The sequence below is a fragment of the Devosia sp. MDV22-iso42 genome, from assembly GCF_058629155.1.
This window is the reverse complement of record NZ_JBZVWR010000010.1, coordinates 219,481-239,070: the sequence shown is the minus strand read 5'-3', so window position 1 is coordinate 239,070 and position 19,590 is coordinate 219,481. Positions and strand designations below refer to the sequence as shown.

Here is a 19,590-nt window from a genome sequence, read left to right as displayed (position 1 = left end):
TGCCGGTTCATGGCGGATCAGCGAGTGTAGGGCAAGAGAGACGTGGTTCGGGGCGCGCTGCATGCAGTTAATCGAGATCGGCAATGAGCACCTGAGCGTGACGGTATCCCCCTTGGGGTCCGAGATGCAGTCCATTGTCACCAGCGACGGCCAGAGCTGGCTGTGGGATGGCGATGCGGCCTTCTGGGCGGGGCGCTCGCCGGTGCTGTTTCCCATGGTGGGCAAGGCGCCGGACGATCATATCAGCATCGAGGGCCAGCGTTTTCCGATGGGCCAGCATGGCTTTGCCCGGCGCAGCACGTTCGAGCTGGTCGAACAGGAGGCGGATTTCTGCCGGTTTGAGCTGAAGTCGAGCCTGTCCACGCGGACGGTCTATCCGTTCGATTTTGAGCTCAGCCTTGAGCATCGCCTAGTGGGGCGGGCCGTGCAGGTGACGGCGGAGGTGCGAAACAGCGGCCATCAGCTGATGCCGTTCGGCATCGGCTTTCACCCGGCCTTCGTGTGGCCGCTGCCGGAATGTGACGGGTTTGATCACGCGGTGATTCTGGACAATCGCGGCGAGCCGGACTTGGTGCGATTGTCGGGCGGGCTGGTGGCACCGGAGGCGTTGCCGTCGCCGTTCCATGGCGGGGTACTGCCACTTGCCGATGATTTGTTCGACGCTGATGCGATGCTCTTCCCTGAGGGTGCAGGGGCGGGCTGCGTCTATAAGGCAGGCGGCAAGGCGATCCATTTTACCTGGGAGAACCTGCCGAACTTCGCGCTGTGGTCTAAGCCGGGGGCGGAGTTTGTGTGTCTTGAGCCCTGGCATGGCACGGCGGCCGAAGTGGGCGGCAGCGACGACCTGGCCGAGCGGCCTTATGGCGAGGTGCTGGGGCCGGGCTCGTCGGGAATGTATCGGTTCAAGGCGGAACTGATCGGCTAGCTACTCCGCCGCGCCACGTTCGGCGATGATCGGGTCGGGGCCGTTGGGGTCGCCGGGGGCGGTTTCGGCATTGAGGTCCGGAAAGGCGACGACGCGGTTGTTGCGGAAGTCGAGCCGGACTACCAAGAGGCCACGCTCCTCGAACCAGGTGAGCAGGCGGCGGGCGCGGCTGGCCGAGTGGGTGCCATAGAGCCGGGCCAGGGTGGCGTCGGAGGGGCAGGGGGCGCCGCTCAGCGCCGCCTGGGCCAGCACGAGGAAGACGCCCTGGACATCGTCGGACAGGGTCTGCGACAGGGTCAGGGCCTGCTGCCAGCCTTCGGATTGTACGGTCTCGCTGTCGGGGGCGACGCGGGCCACGGCCAGGAGACGCTTGAAGGCGGGCAGCGCCGGCGGTTCGCCGGGCACGCGGCGGATGCGGCAGCGCACCAGAAAATCCTGATAGAGCACGGCCACGGTGCGGAAGCTGGCATCGGGATCGCCGAGCAGTTCGGCCATGATGGCCTCGATCTGGCTATCGTGCTCGGCCTGGTCGATTTCGGGGAACAGCGATTGCGGCGGCGCCTCCACTTCGGGCGGGCGGGCGCGCGACAGCTGGGCCAGCAATTCATTGGTGGAGGGTGGGGCTGGCGGCGGCGGGCGGCGCACAACCGGGCGGGCGATTTCGTCGGCCGAGGCGGTAAAGATTAGGTCGGCGGCGTCGAGCGGGGCCTCGGGCAGCGGGGTCAGCTTGGGACTGGACGAGCGGGCCTGGGTTTCGACATCGCCAATGGTGACGGGGAGCGGGCGGCGCGAAATGGCCGGCCCCAAGGCAATGAAATGGCCGCGGGCGAGGTCGCGGAACTGCTCGGCGGTGCGCTTTTCCATGCCCAGGAGATCGGCGGCGCGGGCCATGTCGATATCGAGAAAGGTGCGGCCCATGAGGAAATTGCTGGCCTCGGCGGCGACGTTCTTGGCCAGCTTGGCGAGGCGCTGGGTGGCGATGACACCGGCCAGGCCGCGCTTGCGGCCGCGGCACATGAGGTTGGTCATGGCGCCGAGCGAAAGCTTGCGCGCCTCGTCGCTGACTTCGCCGGCCACGGCAGGGGCAAAGAGCTGGGCTTCGTCGACGACGACGAGCACGGGATACCAGTAGTCGCGATCGGCATCGAACATGCCACCGAGAAAGGCCGCGGCGGCGCGCATCTGCTGCTCGACATCGAGGCCTTCAAGGTTGAGCACGACGGAGACGCGGTGCTGGCGGACGCGGGCGGCGATGCGGGTGAGCTCGGCTTCGGTGCGGGTGGCGTCGATGACCAGATGGCCGAATTTTTCCGACAGGGTAGTGAAATCACCCTCGGGATCGATGATGCATTGCTGCACCCAGGGGGCGGACTGTTCGAGCAGGCGGCGCAGCAGGTGCGACTTGCCGGAGCCGGAATTGCCCTGGACCAGGAGACGGGTAGCCAGCAATTCCTCGAGGTCGAGCGTGGCGGGCGCGGTGCCGCCGCTCTTGCCCATGTCGATTGCTACCTTCATCTAGTCTCCAGAGGGATGGCTGGCTCGTCGGAGCGCCATCGCGGTCAATTGCGCCTGCTGGTTAGCACATCGCGCCGCCGATTCGGGCAGGGGCGTGCCGATCAAACCACAGCTTTGCAGGCTTGCAGCGCTTGCGCCGACGCGCCGTGAATGCTTAACCCAGCGCCAACGGGGCGCGCGCAGCGGCGTGCGGCCAGCAGCGCAGGTCCGGTACAAGCATGATTCGTCTCGAAAGCATTGGCAAGCAGAACGGCAAGCAGATCGTCTTCATCGAGGCGTCGGCGGCGCTGCAGAAGGGCGAAAAGATCGGCCTGGTCGGTCCCAATGGCGCCGGCAAGACGACGCTGTTCCGCATGATCACGGGCCAAGAACAGCCCGATGAAGGCCAGGTCTCGGTCGATAAGGGCATCCAGATCGGCTATTTCAGCCAAGATGTCGGCGACATGGCCGGCCGCAGCGTGGTGGCCGAGACGATGAACGGGGCCGGACCGGTCAGCGAGCTGATGGCCGAGATGGGCGAGCTCGAAACCGCCATGGGCGATCCGGACCGGGCCGACGAGATGGACGCCATCATCGAGCGCTATGGCGAGGTGCAGGGACGCTTCGAGGAGCTGGACGGCTATTCGCTGGACGGGCGGGCGCGCGAAGTGCTCGACGGGCTGGGCTTTTCCCAGGAAATGATGGATGGCGATGTCGGCGCGCTGTCGGGCGGCTGGAAGATGCGGGTGGCGCTGGCGCGGATCCTGCTGGCACGACCCGATGCGCTGCTGCTCGACGAGCCGAGCAACCATCTGGACCTCGAAAGCCTGATCTGGCTTGAAGCCTTCCTCAAGAATTACAGCGGCGCGCTGTTGATGACGAGCCATGACCGCGAGTTCATGAACCGCATCGTCAACAAGATCGTCGAGATCGATGGCGGCACGCTGACCACCTATACCGGCGATTACGAATTCTACCAGCAGCAGCGGGCGATCGGCGAAAAGAACCAGCAGGCGCAGTTCGACCGACAGCAGGCCATGCTGGCCAAGGAACTGGCCTTCATCGCGCGCTTCAAGGCGCGGGCGAGCCATGCCGCCCAGGTGCAGAGCCGGGTGAAAAAGCTCGACAAGATCGACAAGGTCGAACCGCCCAAGCGCCGCCAGACCGTGGCTTTCGAGTTCCGCCAAGCGCCGCGTTCGGGCGACGACGTGGTGGTGATCAAGAATGTCGGCAAGGCCTATGGCAGCCGCACCATCTATGACGGGCTCGACTTCCATGTGCGGCGGCGCGAGCGCTGGTGCATCATGGGGGTCAATGGCGCCGGCAAATCGACGCTGCTCAAGCTGGTGGCCGGGGAGTCCAAGCCCGACAATGGCACGGTGGCTGTCGGGGCCAGCGTCAAGATGGGCTATTTCGCCCAGCACGCCATGGATGTGCTCGATGGCGACCGCACCGTGTTCCAGATGCTGGAAGACAGTTTCCCGCAGGCCGGGCAGGGGCCGCTGCGGGCGCTGGCCGGGGCCTTTGGCTTCTCGGGCGACGAGATGGAAAAGAAGTGCCGGGTGCTGTCAGGCGGGGAAAAGGCGCGGCTGGTCATGGCGCTGATGCTGTTTGATCCACCGAACTTTCTGGTGCTCGACGAGCCGACCAACCATCTCGACATCGCCACCAAGGAAATGCTGATCCAGGCGCTGAGCACGTTCGAGGGCACGATGCTGTTTGTCAGCCATGACCGGCATTTCCTCGCGGCACTGAGCAACCGGGTGCTGGAGCTGACGCCGGAGGGTGTGCACACCTATGGCGGCGGCTATACCGAATATGTGCAGAGCACGGGCCAGGAAGCCCCGGGGCTGCGCAGCTAGGGGCTCGTCTCGGCGTTTCTGCCGATAGACTGAACCCCACACCCTAGCCCTCTCCCCTCAGGGGAGAGGGGCGCAGGAGCCGTGGGCAGCGGGGCGGGCTCGGCCCCGCATGGTCTTCCTGCTCAAATTGCTTCACTGGGGCGATTTGCCCCTACCGGGTCGAACGGAAATCTTGTATGGAAGATGTAACCGGCCGGTTCGGCCTTTTTTCCAGCAGCAAGATTACAAGCAGCAGATGACCAAGAAATTCGCCATTGTCGGCACGGGCGGCCGGCACCAGATGTTCCGCGACGCCGTTGCCATTACCCATGCCGAAAGTGCCGAACTGGTCGCCCTGTGCGACGTCAACCAGAGCCGGCTGGCGCTGTCGGCCGACAAGGTGCCGGACAAGACCGGCAATGGCATTGCCACCTATCTGGCCGAAGATTTCGACAAGATGCTGAGCGAGCAGGACCCCGACACGGTGATCGTGACGGTGCCGGATTATCTGCATGACGAATATATCGTGCGGGCGCTCGAGGCCGGTCGCAATGTGATGACCGAAAAGCCGATGACCATCGATGTGGCCCGGCTCAAGCGCATTCTCGATGCGCAAAAGGCGAGCGGCAAGAAGGTCACCGTGACCTTCAACTATCGCTATTCGCCGGCACGCACCCAGCTCAAGGACATTTTGCTCAGCGGGGTGATCGGCGAGATCACGGCGGTCGACTTCCGCTGGTATCTCGACCGTGTGCATGGCGCCGACTATTTCCGCCGCTGGCACCGCTACAAGGACAAGTCGGGTGGGCTGCTGGTGCACAAGTCCACCCACCATTTCGACCTGCTGAACTGGTGGGTCGCCTCTACCCCCAAGAGTGTGACGGCGATCGGCAAGCGCGATTTCTACACGCCGGAAATGGCGGTCAAGCTGGGCCTGGAAGAGCATGGCCCGCGCTGCCATACCTGCCCGGTGGCCGACAGGTGCGAATTCCGGATGGACCTGGAAGCCGACGAGGCGCTCAAGGCGCTCTATCTCGATGCCGAGGAGGATGACGGCTACTGGCGCGATAAATGCGTGTTTGCCGATGACATCACCATCGAGGATACCATGCAGGTGCAGGCGCAATATGCCTCGGGCGCCTCGCTGAACTATACGCTGGTGGCCTATTCCCCCTGGGAGGGTCTCGAGGTGAAATTCCACGGCACCAAGGGCGAGCTGACGCACAAGCATATCGAGGTGCATGGCGTGTTTGCCGGCGGCCATCGCGAGCGCGATGAAACCGAGGCCATGTTCACCGAACTGCATGTAGCGGGCGGCTTGCCGCAGAAGCTCGACGTGTGGACCGGGGCGGGCAGCCATGGCGGCGCCGATCCGATCATGCTGGGCTATCTGTTCGATCCGGACAACATGGAAGCGGATAAATATGGCCGGGCGTCCGACCAGGTAGCCGGCGCCTGGTCGATCCTGACCGGGATCGCGGCCAACCAGTCGATCGCCCGCAATGGTGAGCGCATCTTCGTCGACGAAATGCTGGCAGAAGCCGGCATCGTGCTGTAACCGCCGCTCTGGGGGCAAAAGCCCCCAGAAAGCTGTGGAAGGCACCATATCCGGGGGAGCATTCCCCGGATATTCCGGCACATGGTCGGGAGGGGTAACAATTATGGTGTCTGCCAAGGTGCTTGACGTGACCGAGGAGACCATGGCGATGCGCGTGGTCGGCGCTTTGCGGGACGATATCGTCACCATGGCGCTCAAGCCGGGCGATGTGATCTCGGAAAGCGACATTGCCGGCCGCTATGGCGTGTCGCGCCAGCCGGTGCGCGAGGCCTTCATCCGCCTGGCGCAGCAGGGGCTGCTGCTGATCCGGCCCAAGCGCGCCACCGTGGTCAAGAAGATCTCGCCCGAAGGGGTGCGGCAGAGCCGGTTCATCCGCGAATCCATCGAGGTGGAAATCATCCGGCGGCTGGCGGCCCATCCGGGCGACGCCGCCGACGTGCTCAAGACGCTGATCGAGGACCAGGATATGGCCTCAGCGGCCAATGACAGCCGGCGCTTTCATACGCTGGACGAGCTGTTTCACCGCACGCTGGCCCGGCTGGCGGGGGTCGAATATGCCTGGCAGCTGATCGATGACCACAAGATGCAGCTCGACCGGGTGCGCTACCTGACGCTGGGGACATCCTCCTCGCGCGTGGCCATCGACGAGCATGTGGTGATCGCCCGGGCCGTGGCCGAGGGCGATGTCGCCGGGGCCGAGGCGGCGATGCGGGCGCATCTGGCGCGGGCGGAAATCCTGCTCGGCCAGACCATCAGCGAGCATCCCGATTATTTCGAATAGCGCCGGGCCGGCAGGCTGATTAAAGCGCCCCGGTGGATCGCTTGACGCTCCCGACCATTATTCAACAGACGGCGGGACGAACCCGCCCAGTGCGCCGGCCCCTGGGGTCGGGTGCGCCAACCAGCAAGGACAGCAGGATGAAAACACGGCGATTGGGCAAGACGGGTTACGATGTCTCCGAAATCGGGCTGGGCTGCTGGCAGCTGGGCGGGGATTTCGGCCCGGTGGGCGACGAAACGGCCACGGCCATTCTCGACGCGGCCAATGCGGCCGGCATCAGCTTCTGGGACACGGCGGACGTCTATGGCGGGGGCCTCAGCGAAAGCCGGATCGGCAGCCATGCAAAGGGATCTGGCGTGCATGTGGCAACCAAGCTGGGGCGCGGCGGCGGGCTCTATCCGGACAATTATTCCAAGGACGGTGTGCGCAAAAGCCTTGAGGGTTCAGCCGAACGGCTGGGCGTAACATCGCTGGATCTGGCGCAGCTGCATTGCGTGCCCCCGGCGGTGCTGCAGGCGGGCGCTATCTTCGCGTGGATGGATGAATTTCAGGCCGAGGGTCTGGTCAAGCACTGGGGCGCCAGCGTCGAGACCATCGAGGAGGGCATGCTCTGCCTCGAGCAGCCGGGCCTGGCCACGCTGCAGATCATCTTCAACCTGTTCCGCCAGGACGCAGCCCAGGAATTGCTGCCCAAGGCGGCGGAAAAGGATGTTGGCATCATCGTGCGGCTGCCGCTGGCCAGCGGCTTGCTGAGCGGCAAGTATGACAAGGACACGGTGTTCGACGTCACTGATCACCGCAGTTACAATGCCGATGGCAAGGCGTTTTCGGTGGGCGAGACCTTTGCCGGCATCGAATTTTCCCGTGGCGTGGAACTGGTGACCGAGCTCAAGGGCCTGGCGCCCAGCGGCATGGCCATGAGCCAGTTCGCGCTGCGCTGGATTTTGGACCATCCGCAGGTGAGCACCATCATTGCCGGGGTCAGCAAGCCCGAACAGATCGCCGACAATGTCGCGGCGAGTGAACAGAAGAGCCTGTTCCCGGCGCTGATGGGACAGCTGGGCGTCTGGTATGAAGAGAATGTGAAGCCGGAAATCCGCGGCGGCGTTTAGGTACTACCTCGCTCGCCCTTCGGGCGCCGACGGCGACAGCTAGGTGTGTATTGCTCCCCTCTCCACCACGCTGCGCGTGGTCCCCCTCTCCCGCAGGCGGGAGAGGAATCCTGACTGTTGGGCTGTGGAGCTGGCCCTGAGCGAGGTGTCCATCACATCCGGCGCCCATATACATTGGCGTGTGCGCGCGCTCAATGTCTAACCCACATTGCGGTGATTGATGCCTAGCGGATCGGCTTGCGGGTGCCTACGTTGGGACAACAAGAAGAACCCGCCGAGTATCCCATGAGCTATCACGAAGCCTTCGACCTGATCCGCGACGAGCATATTGCGGAGGCCAATTCGCAGGCGCAGCTGTTCCGCCACAAAAAGACCGGAGCCGAGGTGCTCAGCCTGGTCAATGATGACGAGAACAAGGTGTTTGGCATCACCTTCAAGACGCCGCCGACCGACTCGACGGGCATTGCCCATATTCTCGAGCATTCGGTGCTGTGCGGCAGCCGCAAATACCCGGTCAAGAAGCCCTTCGTGGAGCTGATCAAGGGGAGTCTGAACACCTTCCTCAATGCCATGACCTTTCCGGACAAGACGGCCTATCCGGTGGCCAGCCAGAACCTGAAAGACTTCTACAACCTCGTCGACGTCTATCTCGACGCGGTGTTCTTTCCGCTGCTGACCGAGGAGACCTTCCTGCAGGAGGGCTGGCATTACGAGCTTGAGGATGCCGACGCGCCGCTGGTCTACAAGGGCGTGGTATTCAACGAGATGAAAGGCGTGTTTTCCTCGCCCGACGCGGTGATGCGCGATATCGCGCAGCGCTCGCTTTATCCCGACGTCACCTATGGCAAGAGTTCGGGTGGCGATCCCAAGGCGATCCCCGAGCTGACCTATCAGCAGTTCCGCGACTTTCACGCCAAGTTCTATCACCCGTCCAATACGCGGGCCTTCTTTTCGGGCGATGACGATGCCGGCGAACGGCTGGCTATCCTCGACGCCTATTTTTCCCAGTTCGAGCGGGCACCGGTCGATGCCGAGGTCAAGCTGCAGCCGCGCTTCAACGCGCCGCGCCAGATCGAGGCGACCTATGCCGGCCCCATCGAGCCGGGCAAGGCGCGTCATGGCATGGTCTCGCTCAACTGGATGATCGATCCGCCGGCCGACCGTACCGAGGCGCTGAGCCACGGCATGCTGAGCTATCTGCTCGCCGGCAATCCGGCGGCGCCGCTGCGCAAGGCGCTGACGGAATCAGGGCTTGGCGAGGGCATGACCGGGGGTGGTATCGGCAGCGGGCTGCGCCAGCCGATGGCGAGCTTTGGCATGAAGGGCATCGACCCGGCGGATGCGCCCAAGGTCGAGGCGCTGATCCTGTCGACACTGGACGAGACTGCAAAAACCGGCTTTGCCCCCGAGCAGCTGGCGGCGGCGGCGAACACGTTCGAGTTCTCGCTGCGCGAAAACAATACCGGCTCCTATCCGCGCGGCATGGTCTATATGTTCAACGCGCTGGGCAGCTGGCTGCATGAGGGCGACCCGCTGGCGCCGCTGGCCTTCGAGACGGCGCTGACCAGCCTCAAGGAGAAGGCAGGGCAGGGCCATTTTGCCCAGGAAATCCGCCGGCTGTTCCTCGACAATATGCACCGCACCACGGTGACGCTGCGGGCCGACCCGGAACAGGGGGCGCGCGAAGCGGCCAAGGAAGCCGAGATCCTGGCCGATGTGCGCCAGGGCTTCGATACCGCGGCGCTGAGCGCGACGGTGGCCGAGACTGATCGGCTCAAGGCACTGCAGGAAGAGGTCGACGATCCGGCGCTGCTGGCAAAAATCCCGACGCTGACGCTGGCCGACCTGCCGCGCGAGAGCCGCACCATACCGATCGAGATTGGCACGCTGGCCGAGACCAGGTTGTTCTACCATGACCTGCCGACGCTGGGGATTGTCTATCTCGACCTGGGCTTTGACCTGCATGTGCTCGACAGGGAACTGCTGCCCTATCTGCCGCTATTCGGCCGGGCGCTGCTGCAGACCGGCACCAGCAAGGAAGATTTTGTCAGCCTGACCCAGCGCATCGGCAGCGCCACGGGTGGGGTGAACCAGCATCGGGGCCTGTCGTCGCGCCAAGGCGATGCCGGAACGGCGGCGTGGTTCTTCCTCTCGGGCAAGGCCGTGCCGGACAATATGGGCGAGATGCTCGCCATCATGGGCGACGTATTGCTAGATGCGCGGCTGGATAACCGCGAGCGGTTCAAGCAGATGGCGCTCGAAGAAAAGGCGGGCTTTGAGGCGCGGATGATCCCGGCGGGCAATTCCATTGTCGATACGCGGCTCAAATCGGGGCTGACCGAGGCGAGCTGGATTGCCGAACAGCTGGGCGGGGTCAGCTATCTGCTGTTCCTGCGCGATCTGGTCAAGCAGATCGACAGCGACTGGGGTAGTGTGGAGGCCGCGCTCAAGCGCATTCGCGACACCCTGTTCAATCGCGGCCGCATGGTGGTCAATGTGACAGCGGACGGGGCGCTGTGGGACCGGGCCAAGGGCGAGATCGAGGGTTTTCTGCAGGGCCTGCCCGATGCGCGCCCGTCGCTGGCTGACTGGAGCGTCCAGTTTGCACCGAAGTCGGAGGGGCTGATCATCCCCGCGCAGGTCAATTATGTGGGCAAGGGCGCCAATCTCAAGACGCTGGGCTTTGCCCTGACCGGCGCCTCCAGCGTGGTGCTGAAATTCCTCAACACTACCTATCTGTGGGACAAGATCCGCGTGCAGGGCGGGGCCTATGGCGGCTCGAGCCGGTTCGACCTCACCTCGGGGAATTTCTCGTTTCTCTCCTATCGCGATCCCAACCTGCTCAAGACGCTCGACGCCTATGACGGGGCAGCCAAGGCGCTCAACGTCGCCATCGGGGACAATGACCTGACGCGCTCGATCATCGGGGTGATCGGCGATGTCGATGGCTATGAATTCCCCGACGCCAAGGGCTATTCATCGATGTGGCGGCAGCTGACCGGCACCACGGACGCCATCCGCCAGCAGCGGCGCGACGAGATCCTCTCGACCACGCCGGCCGACTTCAAGACCATGGCCGCGGCGGTGGATGCGGTGGCGCGGCAGGGGCATGTGGTGGTGCTGGGCGGCGAGGCGGCCATCGGCAAGGCCAATGAACAGCGCCCCGGACTGCTCGATGTCACGAAGGTGATGTGAGGGTGCCTAACGGGGCGCCGCGCTCAGACAGGCGTTGAGACCTGGAGCGCGGCGCCCCGACGCCCTTGGGGGCGTCGCGTTGGCAGCGGCTAGCGGCGCGGGGGTGTCTGGCGCTGCGGCTGCGAAGGGGATGGGGCCATGGGCTGACTGTTGTCCACCGGCATGGTGGCGCGCTGGGGCTGCTCGGGGCCGGTTGGCGCCGTCTGCAGGAGCGACTGGGCCATAAAGCCGCGCTGGCCGCGGATCGTGAGGTCACACCAACCGGCGCGGCACGTGCCGATGTCGAGCCTTGTGCCCGCGGGGACGGTGGCGATGACCCTGAACTGGGTGCCGGCACCGGCGCGGATATTGACATTGGCCGTAGTGGCCGCGGTGGCGGCCTGAGCTGCAACGCCGCCGCCCAGCAGGAACAGGGCGAGGGCGGCAGCACGGCAGGAGTAGAGCAGGGTGGACATATGACAGGCCTTCTGAAGTCATTGTTGCGCGCACCGGGGACGGCGGGCTTCACAGTCTAAACGTTCGCCAAAGGCCCGGCAGGCGCAGAGAATTGTTACGACGTGTAAGCCGGTGTTGCGGGCAGTGAACCAGCACCGGTTGGTGGACGTTAGGAGTGTCATGGCCAGTCCTATCCTCGACCGACACCTGCATATCAAGGCGATCGACGCCTATATCGATCCCAGCGTGCCGCGCGAGCGAGCGATCGTTACCCATGGCCATGCCGATCATGCCCGATCGGGGCATGGCAGCGTGCTGGCGACGCCCGACACCATTGCCATCATGCAGACGCGCTATGGCGCGGACTGCGCGCGGCGCTTCGAGGCGCTCGACTTCGGCGTGCCCAAGCAGATCGATGATGTCACGATCACGTTTTATCCGGCCGGCCACGTGCTGGGTTCGGCGCAGGTGCTGATCGAAAAAGACGGACAGCGGGTGGTGGTGACGGGCGATTACAAGCGCCTGCCAGACCGGACATCGCAGCCCTATGAGCTGGTCAAATGCGACCTGCTGGTCACCGAGGCGACCTTCGGGCTGCCAGTCTTCCAGCATCCCCATCCGAGCGTGGAAATCGGCCGGCTACTGAAGTCCGTGGCGGACCAACCTGAGCGCTGCCATCTGGTGGGGAGCTATGCCCTGGGCAAGGCGCAACGGGTGATCGGGCTATTGCGTGATGCCGGCTGGGACCGGCCAATTTACCTGCATGGCGCGATGATCCGGCTGTGCGAACTCTATCAGGAACTGGGCGTCGAGCTGGGCGAGCTGATCCCGGCGATGGGCATGGCCAAGGGTGCCATGGCCGGGCAGATCGTCATCGCGCCGCCCTCGGCGATCCGCGACCGCTGGAGTCGCCGCTTTCCCGATCCGGTGGTGTGCCAGGCCTCGGGCTGGATGAGCGTCAAGCAGCGCGCCCGGCAGGCGCTGGTGGAACTGCCGCTGGTGATTTCGGACCATTGCGACTGGAGCGAGCTGCTGCAGACCGTGCGCGAGACCGAGGCCAAGACCGTGTGGGTGACGCATGGGCGCGAGGATGCGCTGGTCTATTGGTGCCGCAGCCAGGGGATCGAGGCCGAGCCGCTGCATCTGCAGGGCTTCGAGGATGATGGCGGGGAGGACGCGGCGTGAAGCGCTTTGCCCAATTGCTCGAACTGCTGGCGCTGACCACGTCGCGCACGCGCAAGCTGGCGGCGCTGACGCAATACTTTGCCGAGACCCCGGACCCCGATCGCGGCTATGCCTTGGCGGTGCTGACCGGGGCGCTGAGTTTTGCCAATGTGAAGCCGGCTCTGCTCAAGCAGACGGTGCTGGCCGAGGTCGACGAGACGCTGTTTGCCATGAGCTATGACTATGTGGGGGATCTGGGCGAGACCATCGCGCTGATCTGGCCGCATCATGGCGGGACGGGCGAACTGCCTTCGCTGACCGAGTTGATCGGGCTGTTCAACACTGCTTCGAAGAGCGCGCTGCCCAAGCTGATCGGCGGGCTGCTGACGCAGGCGGAAATCAACGAGCGCTGGGCGCTGGTCAAGCTGGCCACCGGGGGCTTGCGCATCGGCGTCTCGGCGCGGCTGGCCAAGACGGCGCTGGCGGGAATGAGCGGGGTCGAGTTGCAGGCCATCGAGGAAGTCTGGCATGGGCTGACGCTGCCCTATACCGAGCTGTTTGCCTGGCTCGAGGGTCGAGCTGGACGGCCCGATATCGACCAGTCGGCGCGGTTTCATCCGCTAATGCTGAGCAATCCGATCGACGAGGCCAAGGATTTTCCGAACTTTTTGCCGGCGGACTATGTCGCCGAGTGGAAGTGGGACGGCATCAGGGTGCAGCTGGTGATGGGCGGGGGCAGCGTGTCGCTGTTCTCGCGCACCGGCGACGACATTGCGCCGGCCTTTCCCGATATCGTGGAGAATGTGACGGGGCGGGCGGTGCTGGACGGGGAATTGCTGGTGGGCCTGGATTTCGATCCAGGCTCGTTCAACGACCTGCAGCAGCGGCTCAACAAGAAGGTCGCCAGCGCCAAACATCTCAAGGAGAGCCCGGCCTTTATCCGGGTCTATGACATCCTGTTCGATGGCGACGATGACGTCCGCACGCTGCCCTGGCTGGAGCGGCGGGCGCGACTCGAGGGCTGGTTTGCCGCCAATCCGCAGAGCCGGCTCGACCTTTCGGGTGTGCTGCCCTTCACCGACTGGGCCGATCTTGGCCGGCAGCGGCGGGAGGGCGCCGATGCACATGGGCATGAAGGGGTGATGATCAAGCTCAAGAGCGCACCCTATGTGCCGGGGCGCCCCAAGGGCTACTGGTACAAGTGGAAGCGTGACCCCAATCTGGTCGATGCGGTGCTGATGTATGCCCAGCGTGGGCACGGCAAGCGGAGCAGCTTTTACTCGGACTACACATTCGGGGTGTGGAAGGGCAATGAGATCGTGCCGATCGGCAAGGCCTATTTCGGCTTTACCGACGAGGAGCTCAAGCTGCTCGACAAGTGGATCCGCACGCATACGCTGGGCACGTTCGGGCCGGTGCGCGAGGTGAAAAAGGAACTGGTCTTCGAGGTGGCGTTCGATAGCGCCCAGGAGAGCACGCGGCACAAATCGGGGGTGGCGCTGCGCTTTCCGCGCATCAACCGGATCCGCTGGGACAAGCCGGCGGTGGAGGCGGCGACGCTCGAGGATATGGCCGTGTTTATCGGGGCGACTTAGGTTTTGATGGTGCAGTCGTTTCCCTCCCCCTTGTGGGAAGGGATCAAGGGTGGGGGTGTCACACGCATCCCGACTGCGGGTCCAGACCCCCACCCCGCTCGATCACGGACTTAGCTGACGCCAAGTCCTATCTCGCTTCCCTCCCCACAAGGGGGAGGGAAAACTCAGCGCAGGGGAAGGCATAGTAGATGTCATCGCGAAGCATTCACGAGCGCCTGGTGGCGCTGACGCGGCAGATGGAAGAGGCCGCCGAGGCCATGGATTTCGAGACGGCGACGGCGCTGCGCAACGAGATTGCCCGGATCAAGGGCGAGGCGCCGCTGCAGGAAGGCGACCCGGACACCGTCACCGTGGGTCAGCCGCCGCCGGGGGCGATGGGGCTCGGTACACAAGTGCCGGTACGGCAGCCGCCCAAGGGCTGGGTGAAGCCGAAAAAGCCCGATTTCATGACGAAGAATGTCAAGCCGCGCGGCGGGCGCTAGCCCGCCTTTTCCAGACGCTCGTCGGCCAGTTTCTTGATTTCGCGCAATTCCGAGATCGTGGTCTGCAGGTCCACGAGTTGGGCTTCAAGCGAGGCCAGGCGTTCATCGACCTTGGCGGTGAGCAGGTTGACCTGCTGGCTGCGGTCGGCGTCGTAGAGGCTGAGATAGTCCGAGATATCGCGCAGCGAAAAGCCCAGGCGCTTGCCGCGCAGGATCAGGATCAGGCGGGCGCGATCGCGACGGCGGAAGATGCGGGTGGCGCCGACCCGCTCGGGGGCGAGCAGGCCCTTGGCCTCGTAGAAGCGGATGGCGCGGGTGGAAATGCCGAACTCCTTGGCGAGGTCGGCAATGGCAAAGAGGTCGCGGTTCTCGGTTTCGGGTCGGTTCATGGCGCGGTTTCCGGCGGCGTGCCTGGAGCGGCGTGTGCCGCGGTGTATTCGGCGCGCAGTTCCTTCTTGCTCAGCTTGCCGATCAGGGTTTTGGGCAGGGCGTCCTTGAAGATGATCTCGCGCGGCATTTCGATCTTGCTCAGACGCTCGGTGAGGAAGGCCTTGAGTTCGGCCTGGGTGGCGGTATGGCCGGCGCGCAGCTTGACGAAGGCGACCGGCGCCTCGCCGCGATAATCATCGGGCACGCCGATGACATTGGTCTCCTCGACGGCGCCATGGGTCATCAGCGCCTCCTCGATGGTGCGCGGATAGACGTTGAAGCCCGAGCAGATGATCAGGTCCTTGATGCGGTCAACGAGGAAGACATAGCCATCCTCGTCCATATGGCCGACATCGCCGGTGCGCAGCCAGCCGTCCATGAAAGCATCGCGGGTGGCGTCGGGGTCGTTGTAATAGCCGGCCATGACCTGGGCGCCCTTGACCTGCAGCTCGCCATCCTGGCCGATGTTGACCGGCTCGCCGGTCTCGAGATTGACGAAACGAATGTCGGTGCCTGGCAAAGGCAGGCCGATGGACATGGGCTTGCCGGGCTTGCGCAGGGCAGCGCAGCAGACCACCGGAGAGGCCTCGGTGAGACCATAGCCTTCGGCCAGGACAGCAGCTGATTTTTCCGCGACCGCCTTGCGCACTTCGTTGGGCAGAGCGGCGCCGCCGGAAATGGCGACCTCGAGGGTGGCCAGCTGCTCGCGCGTGGCGCTGTCGGCGCGGGCGATGGCGCTGAGCAGAGTGGGCACGGCGGGCAGCACATTGGCCCGGGTACGGGTGAACAGGTTGAGCAGGGCCTTGAGCTCGAAGCGCGGCAGCATGATCACCGGGGTGCCGTTGCACAGCGGCACGTTCATGCAGACCGTCATGGCAAAGATGTGGAAGAAGGGCAGCACGGCTACCACCTTGGAGGGCGGATAGAACAGGCCGTCGCCCCATTTGTCGATCTGGCTCATATTGGCGGCGATATTGGCGTGGGTGAGCAGGGCGCCCTTGGGAATGCCGGTGGTGCCGCCGGTATATTGCTGCACGGCAATGTCGGCCTTGGCGTCGATGACGACGGGGGTGGGCGGCTCGCCGCGGCGCACCATGTCCTCGAAGTGGCTGATGCGATCGACAATGGGGGAGGATTTGAGGCGGGCCAGATCCTTGCGCTTGACCACCGTGAACAGCAGCTTCTTGACCAGCGGCAGGGCGTCGGGGAAGTGGCAGACCACCAGCGACTGGACGTGGCCGGCTTCGACCAGCTTTTCGGCCTTTTCGAAGATCTGCTGCAGGTCGAGCGTGACCATCACGTCAGCGCCGGCATTGGCCGTGATGTGGCTGAGCTCGTGCACGGTATAGAGCGGGTTGCAGTTGACCACGGTGCCACCGGCGCGCAGCACGGCGTAATAGGCGATGGGATAGAAGGGCGTATTGGGCAGCATCAGGGCGACGCGGCTGCCCTTGGTGACGCCGAACTGGCGCTGCAGAGCGCCGGCAAAGGCGATGATCTTGCTGGCCAGCTCACCAAAACTGGTGGTGTGCCCAAGAAAATCGAGCGCCATGGCGGCAGGGTTCCTGGCGCAGGCAGCCAGCACCTGTTCGTGCACCGGGCGGATGTCGAGCTCGACATCCCAGGCGATGCCGTCGGGATAGCTGGCGATCCAGGGGCGCGGATGAGCGTCGGACTTCTTGGCTGCCATGGTTCCTCCGGTGCCGATGTTCGGCATGGGCTTGCTGCCCTTGATGGGACGAATATTCCATGGGTTTACGTTAGCGTCAAATGGGTGCCGGAGTTTTTCATGTTGGCGGGGGTCATCGGGGCAGCAGCCGGACCATCGGACGAAGGACGTATGGGGCTACTAGTTGACGTATACGTCAAGCTTGCTAAACTGACCTCAACAAGAAGGCCCGGGCGCGCTATGATCCCGACGCGGCAGGCCCAATGACCAAGCCGAACGATTCGGCGGCCGGTCTGACGTTTCGGGAGTGAGTTGCTCGGCGACCCCGCACGAGCAGCGCCTTGGAGGGCGTGCCGTGATCTTTGTGCTTATCGTGATCAGCCTTGTGGTTTTTGCCGTGCTGGCGCTGCGGGAGAGCCCGCTGTGGCAGTGGGGCGCGGCGGCGCTGGCCATCGGCCTGCTCTCGGGCATCGACCTGGGCGAGGCTGGACTGCGCTACGACTTGGGCGCGGGCAGCTGGGTGCTGCTGGCCTTGGGCGTGATCATGCTGGCGCTCAGTCTGGCGGCGATCCGCAAGCCATTGCTGATCACCCCGATCTATGGCGCGGTCAAATCCATCCTGCCGCGGGTCAGCCGCACCGAACAGGAAGCGCTGGACGCCGGGACCGTCGGCTGGGATGCGGAGCTGTTTTCCGGGCGGCCCGACTGGAGCAAGCTGACCGCCATCAGGCCGCTGACGCTGAGCGCCGAGGAACAAGCCTTTCTCGATGGCCCGACCAACCAGGTCTGCGCCATGATCGATGACTGGGACACGCGCAACAACCGCGCCGATCTCAGCCCGGAAGTCTGGCAGTTCCTCAAGGATCACGGCTTTCTGGGCATGCTGATCGGCAAGGAGCATGGCGGGCTCGGTTTTGGCGCGCAGGCGCAGTCCATGGTGGTATCGAAGATCTCGAGCCGCTCGGTGGCGGCCGGCATTACCGTGATGGTGCCCAATTCGCTTGGACCGGGCGAACTGCTCGAAAAATACGGCACGCCTGAACAGAAGGAAAAGTATCTCGGCCGGCTGGCCAAGGGCCTGGAAGTACCCTGCTTTGCCCTGACCGGGGTGCATTCGGGTTCCGACGCCGGCGGCATGCGCGATATCGGCGTCGTCACCCGCGGCAGCTACCAGGGCAAGGACGTGCTGGGCGTCAAGCTGAGCTGGGACAAGCGCTATATCACGCTGGCGCCGATCGCCACGCTGGTGGGCCTGGCCTTCATCCTCAAGGACCCGGAAAATCTCCTGGGCAAGGGCAGCGATATCGGCATCACGCTGGCTCTGGTGCCGCATGACCATCCGGGGGTGGAAATCGGCCGCCGGCATTTCCCGGCACGACAGGCCTTCATGAACGGGCCGACGCGCGGCACCGATGTGTTCATTCCGATGGAATTTCTGATCGGGGGCACCGACTATGTCGGGCAGGGCTGGCGCATGCTGATGGAGTGCCTGTCGACCGGGCGCGCCATTTCGCTGCCGGCCATCGGCACGACCTCGATCAAGCAGGCGCTGCGGGTGACCTCGGCCTATGCCCGGGTGCGCCGGCAGTTCGGCATTCCGGTGGGGCTGATGGAGGGCGTGGCCGAGCCGCTCGGCGAGATGGTCAAGCGCGCCTATACATTTGAGGCCTCGCGTCGCCTGACTGCCTCGATGGTGGATGAGGGGCAGCGCCCGGCGGTGATTTCCGCCCTGCTGAAATACCGCACCACCGAAGCCATGCGTGACAGCGTCGATGACAGCTTCGACATCCATGGCGGCCGCGCCATCCAGGATGGGCCGACCAATTACCTGTTCGGCGGCTATATGGCGACGCCGGTGGCCATCACGGTGGAAGGCGCCAATATCCTGACGCGCACGCTGATGACCTTTGCCCAGGGCGTGCTGCGGGCGCATCCTTTCCTCTACAAGGAAATCGCCGCGGCGCAGAACAAGGACAGAAGAGCGGGCATCGACCAGTTCGACCTCGCCTTTGCCGGCCATACCAAGTTCATGCTGCGCAATATCGTCGCCAGTTTCCTGCACGGGGTCAGCAATGGCGCCTTTGCCAGTACGCCGGTGGAAAACGAGATGGCGGGCTGGTACCGCAAGCTGCATCGCTATGCGCAGGCCTTCGCATTGACCGCGGACTGGACCACGGTGCTGCTGGGAGGACAACTCAAGCGCAAGCAGAAGTTGAGCGGCCGCATGGCCGATATCCTGGGCGATCTCTACCTGATGTCGGCGACGCTGCGGCGCTTCGAGGACGAGGGGCGGATTGCCGAGGACCGGCCGCTGGTCGAGGCGATCATGGCCGACCGGATCGCGGCGATGGAGCAGAGCTTTGGCGCGGTCTTCGCCAATTTCCCCAATGGCCTGGCCGCCAATGCCATGCGGGTGCTGTGCTTCCCGCTGGGGCGGCATGCGCGGCCGGCCAGCGACCGTGTGAACTATCGCCTGGTGCGCGATGTGCTGCAGCCGGGCGCCTTCCGCGACCGGCTGACCACGGGGCTTTATGTGTCGATGGACCCCAGTGACGTGACCGGGGTGCTCGAGGATGCCTTGATCAAGGTGACCGAGGCCGAGGAGATCGAGGGCCGGTTCATCAAGGCCTCGCGCAAGGGCGTGATCGAACGGCGGCTGGACCGCGACGCCATCGATGACGCGGTGGCGGCCGGCGTGCTGACCGGCAATGAGGCGGGCATCATGCGGGCGGCCGACGAGGCCACCGACCGGGTGGTCAAGGTCGACGATTTTGCGGCCGACGAGCTGGCGCCGGAAAAGCACAAGGCGGCGGCGGAATAATCTGACTGCGTTGGCAGTCGTCTCCCTCCCCACAAGGGGGAGGGATCAAGGGTGGGGGGCCATCCGCGAGAGCGAGCGCGCAATACCCC

Annotated in this window: 14 protein-coding genes; 10 read left to right on the top strand and 4 right to left on the bottom strand. The window is 64.6% G+C overall.

What is annotated here, in order from left to right; all coding sequences use genetic code 11:
* Positions 1-61: 61 nt before the first annotated feature.
* Entirely contained in the window at positions 62-925 is an 864-nt protein-coding gene (locus AC4NN3_RS13020; RefSeq protein ID WP_491927516.1) for an aldose 1-epimerase family protein, read from the top strand.
* Here the strand turns inward: AC4NN3_RS13020 and AC4NN3_RS13015 are convergent, their stop codons facing one another.
* Positions 926-2,440: a helicase HerA domain-containing protein gene (locus AC4NN3_RS13015; protein ID WP_491927515.1), complete on the bottom strand. Its 1,515-nt coding sequence runs from the start codon at positions 2,438-2,440 to the stop codon at positions 926-928.
* A gap of 218 nt (positions 2,441-2,658) precedes the next feature.
* Here AC4NN3_RS13015 and AC4NN3_RS13010 point away from each other — a divergent pair, with 218 nt between their 5' ends.
* From AC4NN3_RS13010 to AC4NN3_RS12990, 5 genes are all read left to right on the top strand, one after another.
* Positions 2,659-4,281, top strand: coding sequence for an ABC-F family ATP-binding cassette domain-containing protein (locus AC4NN3_RS13010; RefSeq protein WP_491927514.1), 1,623 nt, complete (start codon positions 2,659-2,661; stop codon positions 4,279-4,281).
* A gap of 235 nt (positions 4,282-4,516) precedes the next feature.
* A complete protein-coding gene (locus AC4NN3_RS13005; RefSeq protein ID WP_491927513.1) occupies positions 4,517-5,818 on the top strand; it encodes a Gfo/Idh/MocA family protein in 1,302 nt (433 codons plus the stop codon).
* Between the two features lie 103 nt (positions 5,819-5,921).
* Positions 5,922-6,599: a GntR family transcriptional regulator gene (locus AC4NN3_RS13000; protein ID WP_491927512.1), complete on the top strand. Its 678-nt coding sequence runs from the start codon at positions 5,922-5,924 to the stop codon at positions 6,597-6,599.
* Between the two features lie 137 nt (positions 6,600-6,736).
* Complete coding sequence (locus AC4NN3_RS12995; protein WP_491927511.1) at positions 6,737-7,711, top strand: aldo/keto reductase; 975 nt, start codon at positions 6,737-6,739, stop codon at positions 7,709-7,711.
* A gap of 285 nt (positions 7,712-7,996) precedes the next feature.
* Positions 7,997-10,906, top strand: coding sequence for an insulinase family protein (locus tag AC4NN3_RS12990; RefSeq protein ID WP_491927510.1), 2,910 nt, complete (start codon positions 7,997-7,999; stop codon positions 10,904-10,906).
* 89 nt (positions 10,907-10,995) lie between these two features.
* Here AC4NN3_RS12990 and AC4NN3_RS12985 read toward each other — a convergent pair whose 3' ends face one another.
* Positions 10,996-11,361: an SH3 domain-containing protein gene (locus tag AC4NN3_RS12985; protein WP_491927509.1), complete on the bottom strand. Its 366-nt coding sequence runs from the start codon at positions 11,359-11,361 to the stop codon at positions 10,996-10,998.
* Positions 11,362-11,521: 160 nt separating this feature from the next.
* Here AC4NN3_RS12985 and AC4NN3_RS12980 point away from each other — a divergent pair, with 160 nt between their 5' ends.
* The 3 genes from AC4NN3_RS12980 to AC4NN3_RS12970 all read left to right on the top strand — a co-directional run bounded on the left by AC4NN3_RS12980 (position 11,522) and on the right by AC4NN3_RS12970 (position 14,582).
* Positions 11,522-12,526, top strand: a complete 1,005-nt coding sequence (locus AC4NN3_RS12980; protein WP_491927508.1) for a ligase-associated DNA damage response exonuclease — start codon at positions 11,522-11,524, stop codon at positions 12,524-12,526.
* Complete coding sequence (locus AC4NN3_RS12975; protein WP_491927507.1) at positions 12,523-14,100, top strand: cisplatin damage response ATP-dependent DNA ligase; 1,578 nt, start codon at positions 12,523-12,525, stop codon at positions 14,098-14,100. The genes AC4NN3_RS12980 and AC4NN3_RS12975 overlap by 4 nt, the downstream gene beginning before the upstream one ends.
* A gap of 188 nt (positions 14,101-14,288) precedes the next feature.
* Positions 14,289-14,582, top strand: a complete 294-nt coding sequence (locus tag AC4NN3_RS12970; protein WP_491927506.1) for a UvrB/UvrC motif-containing protein — start codon at positions 14,289-14,291, stop codon at positions 14,580-14,582.
* On the opposite strand, the gene AC4NN3_RS12965 is transcribed toward AC4NN3_RS12970, so the two are convergent.
* Entirely contained in the window at positions 14,579-14,971 is a 393-nt protein-coding gene (locus tag AC4NN3_RS12965; protein WP_491927505.1) for a MerR family DNA-binding protein, read from the bottom strand. The two genes, AC4NN3_RS12970 and AC4NN3_RS12965, sit on opposite strands and share 4 nt — an antisense overlap.
* Entirely contained in the window at positions 14,968-16,701 is a 1,734-nt protein-coding gene (locus AC4NN3_RS12960) for a long-chain-fatty-acid--CoA ligase (RefSeq protein ID WP_491927504.1), read from the bottom strand. The genes AC4NN3_RS12965 and AC4NN3_RS12960 overlap by 4 nt, the downstream gene beginning before the upstream one ends.
* Before the next feature lie 334 nt (positions 16,702-17,035).
* Between AC4NN3_RS12960 and AC4NN3_RS12955 the strand changes: the two genes are divergently transcribed.
* Entirely contained in the window at positions 17,036-19,501 is a 2,466-nt protein-coding gene (locus AC4NN3_RS12955) for an acyl-CoA dehydrogenase (RefSeq protein ID WP_491927503.1), read from the top strand.
* Positions 19,502-19,590 lie beyond the last annotated feature (89 nt).

Excerpts from the sequence above, each read along its gene's own strand:
- AC4NN3_RS13020 (WP_491927516.1), top strand. The coding sequence starts at position 62 with ATGCAGTTAATCGAGATCGGCAATGAGCACCTGAGCGTGACGGTATCC.
- AC4NN3_RS13015 (WP_491927515.1), bottom strand. The coding sequence starts at position 2,440 with ATGAAGGTAGCAATCGACATGGGCAAGAGCGGCGGCACCGCGCCCGCC.
- AC4NN3_RS13010 (WP_491927514.1), top strand. The coding sequence starts at position 2,659 with ATGATTCGTCTCGAAAGCATTGGCAAGCAGAACGGCAAGCAGATCGTC.
- AC4NN3_RS13005 (WP_491927513.1), top strand. The coding sequence starts at position 4,517 with ATGACCAAGAAATTCGCCATTGTCGGCACGGGCGGCCGGCACCAGATG.
- AC4NN3_RS13000 (WP_491927512.1), top strand. The coding sequence starts at position 5,922 with ATGGTGTCTGCCAAGGTGCTTGACGTGACCGAGGAGACCATGGCGATG.
- AC4NN3_RS12995 (WP_491927511.1), top strand. The coding sequence starts at position 6,737 with ATGAAAACACGGCGATTGGGCAAGACGGGTTACGATGTCTCCGAAATC.
- AC4NN3_RS12990 (WP_491927510.1), top strand. The coding sequence starts at position 7,997 with ATGAGCTATCACGAAGCCTTCGACCTGATCCGCGACGAGCATATTGCG.
- AC4NN3_RS12985 (WP_491927509.1), bottom strand. The coding sequence starts at position 11,361 with ATGTCCACCCTGCTCTACTCCTGCCGTGCTGCCGCCCTCGCCCTGTTC.
- AC4NN3_RS12980 (WP_491927508.1), top strand. The coding sequence starts at position 11,522 with ATGGCCAGTCCTATCCTCGACCGACACCTGCATATCAAGGCGATCGAC.
- AC4NN3_RS12970 (WP_491927506.1), top strand. The coding sequence starts at position 14,289 with ATGTCATCGCGAAGCATTCACGAGCGCCTGGTGGCGCTGACGCGGCAG.
- AC4NN3_RS12965 (WP_491927505.1), bottom strand. The coding sequence starts at position 14,971 with ATGAACCGACCCGAAACCGAGAACCGCGACCTCTTTGCCATTGCCGAC.
- AC4NN3_RS12960 (WP_491927504.1), bottom strand. The coding sequence starts at position 16,701 with ATGGCAGCCAAGAAGTCCGACGCTCATCCGCGCCCCTGGATCGCCAGC.